The organism is Corallococcus aberystwythensis, assembly GCF_003612165.1.
GTDB classification, from domain to species: Bacteria; Myxococcota; Myxococcia; order Myxococcales; family Myxococcaceae; genus Corallococcus; species Corallococcus aberystwythensis.
In genome coordinates, this window is record NZ_RAWK01000043.1 from 16,336 (window position 1) to 30,325 (window position 13,990).

Here is a 13,990-nt window from a genome sequence, read left to right on the forward strand (position 1 = left end):
CCCGGATGCCGCGCAGGCTGCTGCCCACCCTCGTCGCCCTCGTGCTCGGCCTGGCCGGGCTCGGGGTCGGCCTGGGCTACCTCCACCGCATCTTCGCCGCGGAACGCGAGGATGCACGGGCCTCGCTCCGCTCCCGGCGCGAGGCCCTGGAGCAGTACGCCCGTGCGTCGCTGGGACAGGCCCTGCGCGAAGGAATGGAAGGCGCGCGCGGAACGCTGGCCGTAGCGAAGGAGGACCCGCTGGTGGCCACGCCGGGGCTGTACCTGCGGGAACAGGGGGAGCAGGTGCTGCCCCGGCTGGCCCTCTTCGACACGGCCGGGGACTCACCCGCGAAGGAACGCTACGCGCGGCTGCGCGCGGGCACGGAGGTCGCGGACGAGGACGAGGGCCCGTGGAAGGAACGGCTGGAGCGGATGGCCCTCATCGAGAAGTCGCTGGCCGCGAAGGACCGGCGGGCGACGCTGCTGTCGCTGATGGCGCTGCTCCAGCACCGCACCCACTTCGTGCTCGCGTCCACGCGCGACCTGCCCTCGCTGCTGGTGGTGCTGGAGGACGTGGCCGCGCGGGGCGACGTGGTCCCGGACCTGATGAAGGCCCTGCTGCGAGACGGGCTCGTGGATGGACAGGGCGGAGGGCGGCTGGAGGGATTGCAACGGCTGCTCCTGCTCAAGCGTTCGCGCTTCACGCCGGAGGACTTCGACTTCCTGCGCGAAAAGGTGGCGGCGCTCTCCACACGCGTGGGCGTGCCGGTGGCGGACTTCGAGGCGCGAGCGAGCGAGCTGGCCGCATCGCCGCTGCCGCTGCCCGAGGCCGTGCGGGAGCCCGCGCTGACGAGGTCCGGCTGGTACCTGGAGCCGCTCCAGGGGAGCGACGTGCGCGGACTGGCGCTGGACCTGCCCGGGCTGCTGGCGGGGCTCACCCGCGAGATGCGCGAGCGCGGCCTGCTGGAGGCGGACGGGCGCGTGGCCCTGCCGGGGGATGCGCCGGTGCTGACGCTGGCGTCGCTGCCGGTGGCGGTGGAGTCCTCCGCGTGGGCGCGGGGGGAGGAAGCGCTGGAGAGCCGCTACCGGCTCAAGACGCTGATGCTGGCCCTGTGCGCGGTGTTGGCGCTCGTCATCGCGGCGCTGGCCTTCGTGGCGCAGCAGCGCAAGTACCGCTTCCTGGAGCTGAAGAGCGACTTCGTGGCCACGGTGTCGCACGAGCTGCGCACGCCGCTGGCCTCCATCCGGCTGCTCGCGGAGACGCTGGAGTGGCGGGTGGCGGAGGGCGCGGACGCGAAGGACTACCCCGCGCGCATCATCCGCGAGGCGGACGGGCTGGGCTTCCTGGTGGAGAACCTGCTGTCCTTCAACCGCATCGACAAGGGCCGCTGGGTGCCGAAGCTCGCGCCGGTGCGGCTGGATGAGCTGGTCTCCAACCTGCGCCGCGACCTGGAGTCCGGTGCGCCGGTGCCGGTGGAGCTGACCGCGGACGTGGACGCGCGCGAACTGAACGCGGACGCGCAGTTGCTGCGGCTCCTGCTGGCGAACCTGGCGCGCAACGCATGCGCGTACAACACCCGCAGCCCCGTGCGGCTCCATGTCCAGACGCTGTCCGGTGGACGCGTGCACTTCACGGACAACGGCACCGGCATCCCGCATGCCGAGTGGGAGCGCGTCTTCGGCGAGTTCTACCGGCTGTCCGGCCGGGACGGCCGCGAGGTGCCCGGCAGCGGGCTGGGGCTCGCGCTGTGCCGGAAGATTGCCCGGCTGCACGGGGGCACGCTGCGAGTGGCGTCCTCCAGCCCCGAAGGCACCACCTTCGAACTGACCATTCCCGAGTACCGGCCCGAGGCCCTGAGCACCGCATGACCACCGCCGCCCCCACCGTCCTCGTCGTGGAGGACGACCCGAACCTGCGGCTCGCGCTGCGCGACAACCTGGAGCACCAGGGAGGTTATGCCGTGGAGGAGGCCGCCACGGTGAAGGAGGCGCGAGAGCAACTGTCCCGCCGCGACTTCCAGCTCATCCTCCTGGACGTGATGCTGCCGGACGGAGACGGCTATGCGCTCTGCCGCGCACTCCGGGAGGAGGGCCTGGAGATGCCGGTGCTGATGCTCACCGCGCGCACACTGGAGGAGGACGTGGTGCGAGGCTTCGAATCCGGCGCGCAGGACTACCTGGGCAAACCCTACCGGCTGCGCGAGCTGCTGGCGCGAGTGGGCGCGCACCTGAAGCGCAGCGGCGGCGTCCCACCCGCGAAGCTGCTGCGCTTCGCGGGCTACAGCGTGGACCTGGACCGGCGGCGGGTGGAGACACCGGAGGGCGCGGAGGTGGAATTGACGCGCAAGGAGTTCGACCTGCTGGCCTTCTTCCTGAAGGAGCGCGAGCGGGCGCTCAAGCGCGACGAAATCCTGGACGCGGTCTGGGGCACGGACGTGGTGGTGGATCCGCACACCGTGGACAACTTCGTCTCCAGCCTGAAGCGCAAGCTCAAGTGGACCAGCGCCTCACGCTTTTCTATCCAGACCGTGCGCGGCGTGGGCTACCGTATGGAGGTGGAACGAAATTCGTGAAAATAGACCTCGTCTTGCAGATATGAACAGGCGGATTAAATTTCTCTTCAAACCAATGCGCCTTGCCGGACATTTTAGTCAGCGGCGCCGGAACTTACAGGCAATAAACCAACCTTTTGATGGAGCGAGCATGAACGAAACACCGTCGAACAATCCTTCGACTGAGGAATCATCATCTCCGAAATCGTCCACACCGAAACCAACTGAAGCCAAAACGCTCGCATGGATCATCGAAGCTCTCGAAGAACTCGATCCTCCAACCAGACAGCGCATTCTACACACGGTCTCTGTTTTCTACTCAACAATAGATCATCCCTCACACATACCCTCACCCACCTTCGTCCCTCAAGCAACAAGGCACCACCAAGCCAGCGCCCAGCCCCCTGTAGCTCCCTTTACCGAAGACAGAACCCCATCCCCCAAAGACTTCTTACTCAACAAAAAACCAGTCACAGACATCGAAAGAGTGACCTGCCTCGCCTACTACATAACTCACTTCCGAGACACGCCTCATTTCAAAACACTAGACCTCAGCAAACTCAACACCGAAGCAGCCCAAATAAAGCTATCAAACGCCGCCCATGCAGTAGACAATGCATCCAAGGCAGGACTGCTCGTAGCAGCAGTGCGAGGAACCAAGCAAATCTCAGCAATGGGTGAGCTTTATGTCCAAGCCCTGCCCGACAGAGAAGCAGCAAGGAATGCGACGACGCACTTTCGCGCCAAAAGGAGAGGTCGCAAGTCCAGTTCCACCAACGAAAGAAACGAATGACAGCCACCACAAAAACACAAGAGCAAACTAAAGCAAAACGGATTGCGTTTTTTAACCACAAAGGCGGGGTTGGAAAAACAACCATTGCCCTAAATGTTGCATCGGCACTTGCATCACAAGGTTACAGCACCTTGCTGGTAGACTCAGACCCGCAGTGCAACCTAACAGCTCACCTCTTGGAAGCGGCTGTAGTCGATGATCTTCTCGACAAGTCAGACTCGGCAGAGGGACGCACGGTCTGGTCAGCACTTCGTCCTATCAGCGAAGCAACAGGAGACATAGTTCCAATTGAGCCCTTTGAAATTCGAGACAATCTCTTCCTTCTTCCGGGAGACATTCGCCTCGCTGAATTTGAACTGGATCTTGTAGAGTTCTGGAACGACTGTTTCCAGCGAAAGCTCAAAGGATATCGTGGGGTCTCAGCACTAAGCCGTACTGTTGATCTTTCCGCAAGCATGTGTAACGCCGACTTTATCCTTTACGATTCAGGTCCCAACATCGGGGCACTTAACAGGATTATTCTACTTGATTGTGACTATTTTGCCGTACCAGCCGCATGCGACCTTTTTTCGCTGCGAGCAATCAAGACATTAGGCCACACACTGGCCAATTGGATAACCGACTGGCAAACGGTCTCGGATCTAGCGCCCGACAGCGCAATCCTATTGCCTGGAATGCCCAAGCTCGCAGGATACGTGCCGCAAAGGTTTCGCGTTTACGGCGGCCACCCAACTACAGAGTTCGCGGCATTCATACCTCAACTGGAGCGCGCATTACTTAGCGATGTCGTCAACGTACTCAGAAAGATTGACGCATCCCTTGTGAGCCCAGTAAGCAAAGGCCTCAAGCTTGGCGAAGTTAAGGACTTCGGCAGCCTCGTCAGCGCATCACAGACACAAGGCGTACCTCTGTCTTCCGTCAGCACAACAAACACACTACAAGTCGAGTCCGCCAAAACATCATTCGCCGACATTGCAAAGCGATTAGCGGAGCGCATTGGCAAATGACCACAACCGACGACACAGTCCCAATCGCCCTCATAAACGAACTCGTTGATCACTTCAAATCCAATCAAAAAACGTTTTCGACATTTTCAGACCAATTGCGGTCGGCCATTTCGGGTGATTCAACGCTCGCCACCCTGCTTCACTCTGTCAAATGGCGCGTTAAGGATCCAGACCACTTAAGGGACAAACTCATTCGCAAAGCTATTGAGGCGCACAAAAAAGGCCTTGAGTTCGACATCAACAAGGGCAATCTTTTCCACAAAATAAACGATCTTGCAGGCATGCGGTTACTGCATCTCCATACCCGCCAGATGGACAAAATCCACAAAGCCCTGATGGATATTTTCACGGAGTACCAGTACCCGCTTTATGAAGCGCCATTCGCCCGCACCTGGGATGACGAGCACCGCAAATATTTCAGTGAAATCGGCTTGGCGACCCGTGACAGTCCTTCCATGTACACAAGCGTCCACTATGTAATTGAAGCCAATACCAGATCGAAAATTACAGGAGAAATCCAGGTACGAACCCTGGCTGAAGAGCTTTGGGGTGAAGTCGATCACACCATTAACTATCCTCATGAATCGAAAAACCCCGCCTGCAAAGAACAAATTAAGGTTCTGGCACGAGTCACATCTAGCTGCACTCGCCTCGTTGACTCAATATTCTTCACCCATACGATGAACCCAGAGAACGACACCGAATAGCAAATTCTCTCAATCGACAACACCAACATCCTGAACAATTCAGACTATGACCCAAAGAATACGGTGGCGAATCGCCCAAATGGAGATAGAGATCGAAGGGGATGCCGAATTTGTTGAGAAGAACATCAACACATTCCTCACCATCGCCAGCTCTAAGCACCAAGACACATCGAGACAATTTGACGCCTCTGACGCAGACAGACCTACCACGCAAGAGGCGCCCCTGCCGGCCAAGACAACCGCGCCTTCCGAATTTGTTCGACAGCATTCTCCGGACACTGGCGTTGAGACACTCCTTGTTCTAGGCAGCTACTTGGAAACTCATCGCGACCTCAAAGATTTCGGCGCAAAGGAAATTAAATCATTGGCAGGCGAAGCCAAGCTAAAAAGCATACACAGTCAATACTTCACCTTGGCTATCCAGCAGGGTATGCTTCGACAGGCGGGCCTGCACAGATATTCGCTGACCATCAGTGGCGAAGATTGCGTCCGTGCGCTTCGCGAAAAATCCAAGTAGGCCTCCACGTCTACCTGGATTAACAGGCTATTGTTCGAGGACCGGTTGTTTTGAGTCGGTGGGCGGGAAAGACTGGCTGCATGGCCTCCGCCCGCCGCGTCCTCGTCCCGCTGCCTGACCATGACTTCGACGTCACCGAAGTCGCCGTGCCCTGGCGCCTGCTCACCGACGCGGGCCATGAGGTTGTATTCGCCACGGAGAAGGGCCACATGCCCGCCGCGGATCCGCTGCTGCTCACCGGTGTGCTCTTCGGCAAGCTGGGCGCGGAGCCGGAACCCCGGCGCTTCTACGGCGACCTCACGCTCACGCGGGCCTTCCAGAAGCCCCTCACCTGGGACGCGGTGACGCCGTCGGACTTCGACGCGCTCCTGCTGCCCGGAGGCCACGCGCCGGGCATGCGGCAGTACCTGGGCAGCGCGGCACTCCAGGCGAAGGTCGCGGCGTTCTGGGCGCTCCAGCGGCCCGTGGCGGCCATCTGCCACGGCGTGCTGGTGCTCGCGCGCACGAAGGACCCCGCCACCGGAAGGAGCGTGCTCCACGGCACGCGCACCACGTGCCTGCCCAAGTACATGGAGCGCTCCGCGTACCTGCTGACCGCGTGGAAGCTGGGGCGCTACTACCGCACCTACCCCGCCTACGTGGAGGAGGAGGTCGTCGCCTCGCTCGCGGACCCGAGCCACTTCGAGCGCGGCCCCCGAGTCCTGTCCAAGCGTGGCACCGCGACGGACCACGCGCCCGCCTTCGTCGTGGAGGACGGGCGCTACGTGTCCGCACGCTGGCCGGGGGACGCATACCTCTTCACGGAGCGATTCCTGAAGCACCTCGCCTGACGCACTGAATCACCTGGCACACGCCTTTCAGGGTTCACCTGATTGACTGGATAGCCATGTCCTGACTAAGGATCTCCCGGCGACTTTCTTTTCCAACGAAAGAAAGTTCCCCAAGGAGAACCGGATGCGTGCCCTGAAGTTCCTCCTCATGCCGGCGCTCGCCGCTGCCCTCCAGGCGTGTGGCCCCGAGGCACCCGAGTCCCCTCCCGAGGCCACGGGCACCACCCAGCAGCCGGTCCGGCTGTCCATCAAGAACGCGGACCCGTCCATCCTCCGCGTGGACAGCACGTACATCTCCGTGGAGTCGGATGGCGCGCGCCTCTACGTGCGCATGGCGCCGTCGGTGGATGCGCTGGCCGGGGCCGCGCGGCAGCTGGTGTGGGGCAACCCCACGGGCCTGGGCGAGGTCTGGGCGCCCGAGATCGTCCGGGACGGCAGCACCTACGTCATCTACTTCGCGGCGGGCACGGGCAATAGCCACCGCATGTACGCCATCACGTCGCAGTCACCCAACACCGGCTACTCCGCGGCGGTGCGGATGGCGCTGCCCGGCGACAAGTGGGCCATCGACGGCACGGCGTTCACCTACCGGGGCCAGCGCTGGTTCGTCTGGTCTGGTTGGGAGGGCGACACCAACGGCGAGCAGACGCTCTTCATCGCGCGCATGTCCAGCCCCACCGCCATCACGGGCGGGCGCTACGTCATCTCCCAGCCGCGCGAGTGGTGGGAGAAGGTCGACGTCAATCCGCCCACGCGCGTCAACGAGGGGCCGGAAGCCATCATCGACCCGAGCGGCCAGCTGCACATCGTGTACTCGGCCAACGGGAGCTGGGGCACGAACTACTGCCTGGCGGACCTGCGCCTGCGGCTGGACGGCGACCCGGCCTATGTCTGGGATTGGTTCAAGTCCAACGGCTGCCTCTTCGGCTCGCGCCGCGACATCATGATGAGCGGCTGGGACCCCACGCTCTCCTCGAAGGGCGTGGGCCACCACACCTTCGTGCTGCTCAACGGCGACATCAACACCAGCCCGCCCGCGGGCCCCAGGTTCCCGCTCGCCTTCCACGGCGTGCCCAACGCGGACAACCCCAACCCCTTCTGGTCCGGCCGCTACTGGTACTCCGGCACGTTCCAGTGGTGGGGAAACGTCACGTACACGCGCGGCGGTGCCAGCAACACGGGCTGGAGCCTGAAGTTCTACGAGTAGCACCCACCGAAAGGACGTCATGAACCACAAGGGAATGATCCGCGGTCTGTCGTTGCTGGGCGTCGTTGGCGCGCTGGGCGGCTGTTCGGGGCCGGACTCCGTGGAGGGCTCGCCTGAAGCCACCGGACAGGTGGAGAGCGCCGCCGTCGTGACGACCATCACGGAGGGCGACTACGTCATCCGCTCCGTGCGGACGAACAAGTGTATCGACGTGGCCTCGTCCAGCACGGCGGACGGCGCGAAGGTGCAGCAGTGGGACTGCAACGGCACCAACGCGCAGAAGTTCCACATCTCGCCCACGTCGGGCGGGTTCTGGAAGATCATCAACGTCAACAGCGGCAAGGCGCTGGACATCGTGGGTGTCAGCACCGCGGAGAACGCCGTCCTCCACCAGTGGAGCTACGTCGGCGGCAACAACCAGCAGTTCCAGTTCATCAACCGGGGCGGCACGCAGTTCAGCTTCCACCCGCGCCACACGGGCATGGCCATGGACCTGTCCTATGGCTTGCCGGACAACGGCACGCCCATCGTCCAGTACCCGTTCTACGCGGACCGCGACAACCAGCGCTGGACCTTCGACCTGGTCTCCGGCGGCGGTAGCGGCGGCGGCTCGGGCTTCGCGGGCATCCTCACCCGCGACATGTTCAACACCATGTTCCCCAGCCGCAACGGCTTCTATAGCTACGACGCGCTCATCGCCGCGGCGAACGGGTTCCCGGGCCTGGCGACGACGGGGGACACGGACACGCGCAAGCGCGAGGTGGCCGCCTTCCTGGCCAACGTGTCGCATGAGACGGGCGGGCTCGTGTACATCGAGGAGATCAACCGGGGAGAGTACTGCGACACGTCGTGGGGCCCGCCGGGCTGCTCCTGCGCGCCGGGCAAGCGGTACTACGGACGTGGCCCCATGCAGCTGTCGTGGAATGGCAACTACTGCGCGGCGGGCAACGCGCTGGGCCTGCCGCTCCAGGCGAACCCGGACCTGCTGGCCCAGGACGCGAACGCCGCGTGGCGCACGGCCTTCTGGTTCTGGACCACGCAGAACGGCGCGGGCTCCATGACGGCGCACAACGCCATCGTCAACGGCGCGGGCTTCGGTGAGACCATCCGCACCATCAACGGGTCGGTGGAGTGCTACGGCCGCAACCCCGGCCAGGTGCAGAGCCGCATCGACAAGTACCTGCAGTTCTGCTCCCTGCTCGGCGTGAGCCCCGGCGGCAACCTGGGTTGCTGACAGCGCCCCGCGCTCAGGAAATCTGACCCAGCAGTTCGAAGAGGGCCTCGCGCGTCAGCCCCGCCGCGTCGCGAGCCACCGTCTCCAGCATCCCCTTCGCCCGGCCGAGCTGGGCCGGATCCGCCTCCTCCAGCGCGGCCATGGCGGCCTCCTGGAGTTCGCGCGACGCAGCCGGACTCAGCTGGCCCTTCAACAGGAAGAGGGCCTCCGCCGCCGGAGCACCGGAGCGCACCAGCGCCACGGCGGAGCGGGCCGCCACATGGGGGCTCTCATCCCGGAGGTGCTCGCGCAGGGCCGCGATGGCAGCGGGCGACTGCGCACCGCACAGCCCCAGCAGGGACGCCGCTTCCTGCCGGATGGGTGCCTCCGGCGCGGTCAACGTGCGCAGGAGCGCGGACTCCAGGCCCGGCAGCGCGGGCGCGGGCCGCCCCTCCACGGACAACTCGTCCAGCAGGCCTCGCAGCGACACCAGGGCCAGGTAGAGGCGCGCCCCGTCCGTCCCGCGCACCTCCTCCAACAGCCGGGGCGCGGTGAGCTCCGGGGCCAGGGGCGCGAGCGCGGCCAGCGACTCCAACGCGGAGAGGGCCACGGGCTCCTCGTCCTCCAGGAGCGCCAGCAGCCGGGGCAACTCAGACGCGGCGGCGGTGCCCAGCCGTCCCACGACGCGCGCCATGGCACTGCGGACCGCCGGACGGGGATGCTGGAACATCCCGTCCAGCGCGGCGAGCTGGGACGGGTCCACCCGGCACACCCCGGTGAGCACTCCCGCGGCGTTCTCCAGCGCGGGGGCTTCCGCCTCCATCCGCGCCAGCACCGTCAGCACGCTCTGGACGGCGAGCCCGGTGAGGCCCGGCTGCGGAGGCCACCAGCCGCGCTGCAACAGGAACAGCAGCGGCTCCGCGACCGCCGTTCCGGGCCGCCCCAGCTCCTCCAGCAGCGCCCGCGCGGTCCGCTCCCGCGACTCCGGCTCGCCGGACACCAGCAGCTCCTCCAGCGCCGACAGCGCTTCCTCGCGCGATCCCGAATCGCGTGAGGACAGCCGGCCCACCCATTCCTCCACCGTGCGGACACGGCCCTTGTTGCGCTCCGAAGCCATGGCCCCAGGCTAGCGCAAGCCCCTGGGGCGCTAGAGCCTTCCGCTACGGGTCGGCCTCGGTGACGCGGCCCTCCGCGGTCACGTCGAAGTGAAGAGTCCCCCGGTTCTTGCCCACCACGTACAGGGCGTATCGGCCCCCGGGTTGGAGCGCCCGAGGGCCATCCAGGACGGTGAAGCCCTGCGGGACCTCGCCGTACGTCAGCGAGGCCACGCTGGCCATGTCGCCGTACGGTTCCGCCCGCAGCTGCCAGTACATCTCCCCTCCCCGGTCCAGCACCTGGACCGTGGTGTAGCGGGGACGGTCGCCGTGCTCCGGGTCCTCCACGAGGAAGCGCGGAGCGGGCAGCTGCCGCGCGTCCTCCACCAGCGACACCTGGAGGACCGGACGGCACGCGGTGAGGACGAGGAGAAGGACCCAGGCCCACCCCAGGCTGGCGAAGCGCGGCGACCGCATGGCCTACGGAGCCCCTTCGCCGGCCCGCACCTGGGCGATGGCCGCGTTGATCTGCGCCGTGTAGTCCTTGCCGTTGAACTCGAAGCCGCCGGAGGGGTTGGCGAAGTAACCGGCGAGCTGGGCCTGCTGGAGGAACTCCGCCTGCTGCTCGGGGTTGAGCTGGCTCCAGGACTTGCCCGCGTCCAGGCCCTTCTCGAAGTCGTAGCCGTCCCCGATGTGCTGGGCCACCAGCGCCTCGCTCATGTAGTCCGTGCCGCCGTTCTGGTGCTGCCAGACGTGCGCCGACTCATGCACCAGCAGGTCCGGCGTCAGGGGCATGTTTTCCGGCGGGATGTAGATGGTGTTGCCGTGGGTGAACGCGCGCCCGGTGGTGCTGAAGAGGCCGGAGTTGCCCTCCTTGATGCGCATCTGCGAGTAGTCGATGGAGTCCCCGTAGACGCTCTTCAGCGTGGAGATCTCGCTGTCGGACAGCTTGCGCGCGGGCGGCTCCACGCCAATCAGCGTCTGGATGGAGCTCAGGGCCCGTCCGCCCATCATCAAGAGGGCATCCATGGGCGTCTGCACGAACGTCTTCAGCAGGCCCAGCCCCATCTGCTTGAAGCCTTCACCGAACTTGCCCTGGAACAGCTTGCCGATGCCGCCGAAGAAGGTCCCCGCTCCTTCTCCAATGTTGCGGAACGCGCCCACGACGGTGCTGACAGTACCGGTGACCATGCTCCGGATGCCGTCGCCCGCGCGGGTGGCCACGGTCTTCACGCCGCTCCAGACGCTCTTCGCCGCGTTGCCCACCCAGTTGGCCGCCGAGGAGACCGCGCCGCCCACGGCCTTCGCCGCCGAGGTGACCGCGCCGCCCACCCAGTTCGCCGCCGAGGTGACCGCGCCGCCCACGGCCTTGGCCGCTCCGCTGAAGGCGTCGCCAATGGCCTTGAAGGGCTTCCAGAACTCGACCTCCTTCGCCTGGCCGTCCACGACGATGGTGCCCTTGTCGTTCTCCGCGCGGATGTCCGACACCTGCGTCGGGGACAGCTTCTCGCCGGACAGGATGCGGCGGAACAGCTCGCCCTCGTCGCCCCGGGTGTCCTCGGTGTTGAGCTTCGTGTCCAGGTGGTGGCCCGCCTCCTCCACGTAGGTGGAGGCCGCCAGCGACGGGTCCAGCGACTCATTGAGGAGCACCGTGCCGGATTCCGCGTCGTAGGCGCCGTTGGCCCCGTTCAGCGTCTCCGCGGACACCGTGCGCACCGGGGGCAGCCAGCCGAAGTCGCCCTTCAGGGCCTGCTGCCGGAACTGCTCGGCCTTGCCGGCGTCGTAGCCCTCGCCGTAGACCGTCCGCATCGTCTCGTGGAACTTCTGCTTGTCCGACGCCATCGCGCCGAACTCGCGCTTGAACGTGGACGTCACATCCGGCTGCTTGGAGACGAACGCGCTCTGCTCGGAGAAGCCCGCCCGGCGGGCCGCCACTTCCGGCGCGCGAGAAGGCGTCCCCTGCGTCGCGTTGTTTCGCGCCGTTCCCGCCGGCTGCCCATCCGCCGCGAGCCCCTTGCGAGGCTCCTGCTGCGGAACCTTGGGTTGAATCCGCATCGTCATCGCATCCCCCCTGCGTGAAGCATGAACAGTCAGGACACAGGGTATAGCCTGTGTCCGACATGGGGTGACATACGACGACCGGCCGATATCCGGCGCGCTACACCTGGGCCATCTGGATGAGGTTGCCGCAGGTGTCCTCGAACATGGCGATGGTGACGGGGCCCATCACCGTGGGCTTGCTGCGGAACACCACGCCGTGTTTCACCATGCGTTCATATTCCGCCTGACAGTCGTCCACGCCGAACGACGCCGCCGGGATGCCCGCGTCGAACAGCGCCTTCTGGTACACGCGCGCGGGAGCGAAGCCCAGGGGCTCCAGCAAGAGCTGCGTGCCCTCCTGCGCGTCCGGCGCGACGACGGTCAGCCACCGGTGGTCCCCGCCCATCGGGACGTCCACCTTCAGCACGAAGCCCAGGACCTCCGTGTAGAACTTCAGGGCCTTGGCCTGGTCCTCCACCATCACGCTCGTCACGCTGATGCGCATTCCGTGTCTCCGGGTGTCTCGTGGGTTCAGTCCCCTGCGTGAAGCGTGCCTCAGGGCAGGGCGCGCACGCTCTGGGAAAAGTCCGCGCCGCGCCGCTTGAGCGCGCAGTCAACGGCGGGCGGATGCGAGGGGTCCTGGAGGAAGGCCTTCACGATGCTCACGCCGCACGAGTTGAACGAGGCGGCGTGGCTGGCGCCCCGCATGTCGACGGGGTACGCGTTGGGCATCGAATCGAGCAGCCGGTGGCCCCACTCCGGAGGCGTGTCCGGGTCGAACTCTCCCGCGAAGACGAGCGCCGGCACGTCGCTCTTCACCGGCGTGTTCTCCACGGCGGGCGCGGGGGTGACGTTCCATGCGCGGCACTCCTGCGGCGAAGCCGTCCCCTCATTCAATCCGCCCAGCCCCAGGGCGGGCGCGAGCTGCGCGGCGATGCGCCCCGCGTCCTCGAACGGCAGCTCCTCCGCGCACCACACGGAATAGCGCAGCCCCCAGGCCATGGGCGAGGGTCCCTGGTTGCCACGGATCAGCCCTATCAGGGTCTCGAAGCGCCCCTCGGAAGCGTCCACGATGAGCCTGGGGATGAAGGGAATCCGCATGGGTTCGTGCATCGCGGCGTAGATGGCCTCCACCACCTGTGCGCCCCGGACCTCCGCCGGCCCGCCGGCCGCCCGGATGAACAGCTTCAGGGGGCGGCGGTCCGCGTCCGCCACCAGCTTCGCGAAGCGGGCGCGCAGGTCGGGGTACCGGGCGCCGCACTCGCGGTCCACCGCGCACCCGTCGAACACCTGATTCAGGACGCGCAGCACGTTCGTGGCGGAGACCTCGTCGAAGTTCACCTCCGGTGGCAGCACCGAATCCAGCACGACGCTCCGGACGCCCGCGGGATGCCGCCGCAGCACGGTCAACATCAGCCGCGTGCTGTACGACACGCCGTAGAGATTCCACCGGGCCACGCCGAGCACCTTGCGCAGGTCCTCGATGTCATCCGCCGCGGCCTCGCTGGTGTAGCCATCCAGGTCCACGCCCGACGCGGTCAGCGTTGCCCGGCAGCGTCCCGCCGCCTGCGCCAGCGCGGTGGCCGCCGCCGGACCGCGCAGCCGGCCCGCGGCCTCCTCGCCCTTGAGCTTCGTGATCTCCGGGCACTGGAGCGACGGCTGCGCGAACTTCGCGCCGCGCTGCTCCAGGACGATGTAGTCGCGCTCGTCCAGCAGCTTGTTGTTCTTGCCGGAGGTGATGCGCTCGACCGCGCTGAGACCCGGACCTCCAGGCATGAACAGCACCGGATCCGCCAGGGGCTTCCCGGCACGGCTGCGGAAGACCGTCACGGGAAGGCGGATGGAGCGGCTGTCCGCCTTGCGCCGGTTCTCCGGCACCACCAGCAGGCCACAGTCGATGCGCTCCGAGGCGGCGACCTCCACGGCGCAGGCGCCCGGCTCGAAGCGGGGGACCGCTGGAGCCGGTTCAGCCCCGGCATCCCACGACAGCCACAGCACCGCGACAAGGAGGGGCAAGCGCATGCGTTCCGTTAAACCAGCACCCGGCGG

General features: G+C 65.8%; 14 protein-coding genes. 9 read left to right on the plus strand and 5 right to left on the minus strand.

The window, feature by feature from the left end:
• The first annotated feature begins 5 nt into the window (after window positions 1–5).
• The 9 genes from D7W81_RS09390 (at window position 6) to D7W81_RS09420 (ending at window position 8,828) form a co-directional block, all read left to right on the plus strand.
• Window positions 6–1,850 carry a sensor histidine kinase gene (locus tag D7W81_RS09390; protein WP_120554998.1) on the plus strand — a complete coding sequence of 615 codons (1,845 nt, stop codon included), beginning with the start codon at window positions 6–8 and terminating at the stop codon, window positions 1,848–1,850.
• On the plus strand, window positions 1,847–2,554 hold the full coding sequence (locus tag D7W81_RS09395) for a response regulator transcription factor (RefSeq protein ID WP_120554999.1): 708 nt from the start codon (window positions 1,847–1,849) through the stop codon (window positions 2,552–2,554). The genes D7W81_RS09390 and D7W81_RS09395 overlap by 4 nt, the downstream gene beginning before the upstream one ends.
• A 130-nt stretch (window positions 2,555–2,684) precedes the next feature.
• The gene (locus tag D7W81_RS41885) at window positions 2,685–3,326 is read left to right on the plus strand and encodes a hypothetical protein (protein WP_147445404.1); all 642 of its coding nucleotides are present in this window, start codon (window positions 2,685–2,687) and stop codon (window positions 3,324–3,326) included.
• A complete protein-coding gene (locus D7W81_RS09400; protein ID WP_120555000.1) occupies window positions 3,323–4,333 on the plus strand; it encodes a ParA family protein in 1,011 nt (336 codons plus the stop codon). Before D7W81_RS41885 ends, D7W81_RS09400 begins: the two co-directional genes overlap by 4 nt.
• Complete coding sequence (locus D7W81_RS09405) at window positions 4,330–5,040, plus strand: RelA/SpoT domain-containing protein (RefSeq protein ID WP_120555001.1); 711 nt, start codon at window positions 4,330–4,332, stop codon at window positions 5,038–5,040. The genes D7W81_RS09400 and D7W81_RS09405 overlap by 4 nt, the downstream gene beginning before the upstream one ends.
• A gap of 79 nt (window positions 5,041–5,119) precedes the next feature.
• Entirely contained in the window at window positions 5,120–5,557 is a 438-nt protein-coding gene (locus tag D7W81_RS41890; protein ID WP_147445405.1) for a hypothetical protein, read from the plus strand.
• 80 nt (window positions 5,558–5,637) lie between these two features.
• Complete coding sequence (locus D7W81_RS09410; RefSeq protein ID WP_120555002.1) at window positions 5,638–6,387, plus strand: type 1 glutamine amidotransferase domain-containing protein; 750 nt, start codon at window positions 5,638–5,640, stop codon at window positions 6,385–6,387.
• Window positions 6,388–6,511: 124 nt separating this feature from the next.
• Complete coding sequence (locus D7W81_RS09415; RefSeq protein ID WP_120555003.1) at window positions 6,512–7,594, plus strand: glycoside hydrolase family 43 protein; 1,083 nt, start codon at window positions 6,512–6,514, stop codon at window positions 7,592–7,594.
• 19 nt (window positions 7,595–7,613) lie between these two features.
• A complete protein-coding gene (locus D7W81_RS09420; protein WP_120555004.1) occupies window positions 7,614–8,828 on the plus strand; it encodes a glycoside hydrolase family 19 protein in 1,215 nt (404 codons plus the stop codon).
• A gap of 13 nt (window positions 8,829–8,841) precedes the next feature.
• Here the strand turns inward: D7W81_RS09420 and D7W81_RS42285 are convergent, their stop codons facing one another.
• From D7W81_RS42285 to D7W81_RS09445, 5 genes are all read right to left on the minus strand, one after another.
• Window positions 8,842–9,924, minus strand: coding sequence for a HEAT repeat domain-containing protein (locus tag D7W81_RS42285; RefSeq protein ID WP_158621504.1), 1,083 nt, complete (start codon window positions 9,922–9,924; stop codon window positions 8,842–8,844).
• Between the two features lie 43 nt (window positions 9,925–9,967).
• On the minus strand, window positions 9,968–10,378 hold the full coding sequence (locus D7W81_RS09430; protein WP_120555005.1) for a hypothetical protein: 411 nt from the start codon (window positions 10,376–10,378) through the stop codon (window positions 9,968–9,970).
• A gap of 3 nt (window positions 10,379–10,381) precedes the next feature.
• A complete protein-coding gene (locus D7W81_RS42950) occupies window positions 10,382–11,962 on the minus strand; it encodes a hypothetical protein (protein ID WP_208721230.1) in 1,581 nt (526 codons plus the stop codon).
• Window positions 11,963–12,059: 97 nt separating this feature from the next.
• Window positions 12,060–12,446 carry a VOC family protein gene (locus tag D7W81_RS09440; RefSeq protein WP_120555006.1) on the minus strand — a complete coding sequence of 129 codons (387 nt, stop codon included), beginning with the start codon at window positions 12,444–12,446 and terminating at the stop codon, window positions 12,060–12,062.
• Between the two features lie 50 nt (window positions 12,447–12,496).
• On the minus strand, window positions 12,497–13,963 hold the full coding sequence (locus D7W81_RS09445) for an alpha/beta hydrolase (RefSeq protein ID WP_120555007.1): 1,467 nt from the start codon (window positions 13,961–13,963) through the stop codon (window positions 12,497–12,499).
• Between the last annotated feature and the right edge of the window lie 27 nt (window positions 13,964–13,990).

Coding starts and splice junctions, on each gene's coding strand:
- D7W81_RS09415 (WP_120555003.1), top strand. CDS start 6,512: ATGCGTGCCCTGAAGTTCCTCCTCATGCCGGCGCTCGCCGCTGCCCTC.
- D7W81_RS09410 (WP_120555002.1), top strand. CDS start 5,638: ATGGCCTCCGCCCGCCGCGTCCTCGTCCCGCTGCCTGACCATGACTTC.
- D7W81_RS09445 (WP_120555007.1), bottom strand. CDS start 13,963: ATGCGCTTGCCCCTCCTTGTCGCGGTGCTGTGGCTGTCGTGGGATGCC.
- D7W81_RS41885 (WP_147445404.1), top strand. CDS start 2,685: ATGAACGAAACACCGTCGAACAATCCTTCGACTGAGGAATCATCATCT.
- D7W81_RS09395 (WP_120554999.1), top strand. CDS start 1,847: ATGACCACCGCCGCCCCCACCGTCCTCGTCGTGGAGGACGACCCGAAC.
- D7W81_RS09430 (WP_120555005.1), bottom strand. CDS start 10,378: ATGCGGTCGCCGCGCTTCGCCAGCCTGGGGTGGGCCTGGGTCCTTCTC.
- D7W81_RS09400 (WP_120555000.1), top strand. CDS start 3,323: ATGACAGCCACCACAAAAACACAAGAGCAAACTAAAGCAAAACGGATT.
- D7W81_RS42950 (WP_208721230.1), bottom strand. CDS start 11,962: ATGACGATGCGGATTCAACCCAAGGTTCCGCAGCAGGAGCCTCGCAAG.
- D7W81_RS09440 (WP_120555006.1), bottom strand. CDS start 12,446: ATGCGCATCAGCGTGACGAGCGTGATGGTGGAGGACCAGGCCAAGGCC.
- D7W81_RS09390 (WP_120554998.1), top strand. CDS start 6: ATGCCGCGCAGGCTGCTGCCCACCCTCGTCGCCCTCGTGCTCGGCCTG.
- D7W81_RS09405 (WP_120555001.1), top strand. CDS start 4,330: ATGACCACAACCGACGACACAGTCCCAATCGCCCTCATAAACGAACTC.
- D7W81_RS41890 (WP_147445405.1), top strand. CDS start 5,120: ATGGAGATAGAGATCGAAGGGGATGCCGAATTTGTTGAGAAGAACATC.
- D7W81_RS42285 (WP_158621504.1), bottom strand. CDS start 9,924: ATGGCTTCGGAGCGCAACAAGGGCCGTGTCCGCACGGTGGAGGAATGG.
- D7W81_RS09420 (WP_120555004.1), top strand. CDS start 7,614: ATGAACCACAAGGGAATGATCCGCGGTCTGTCGTTGCTGGGCGTCGTT.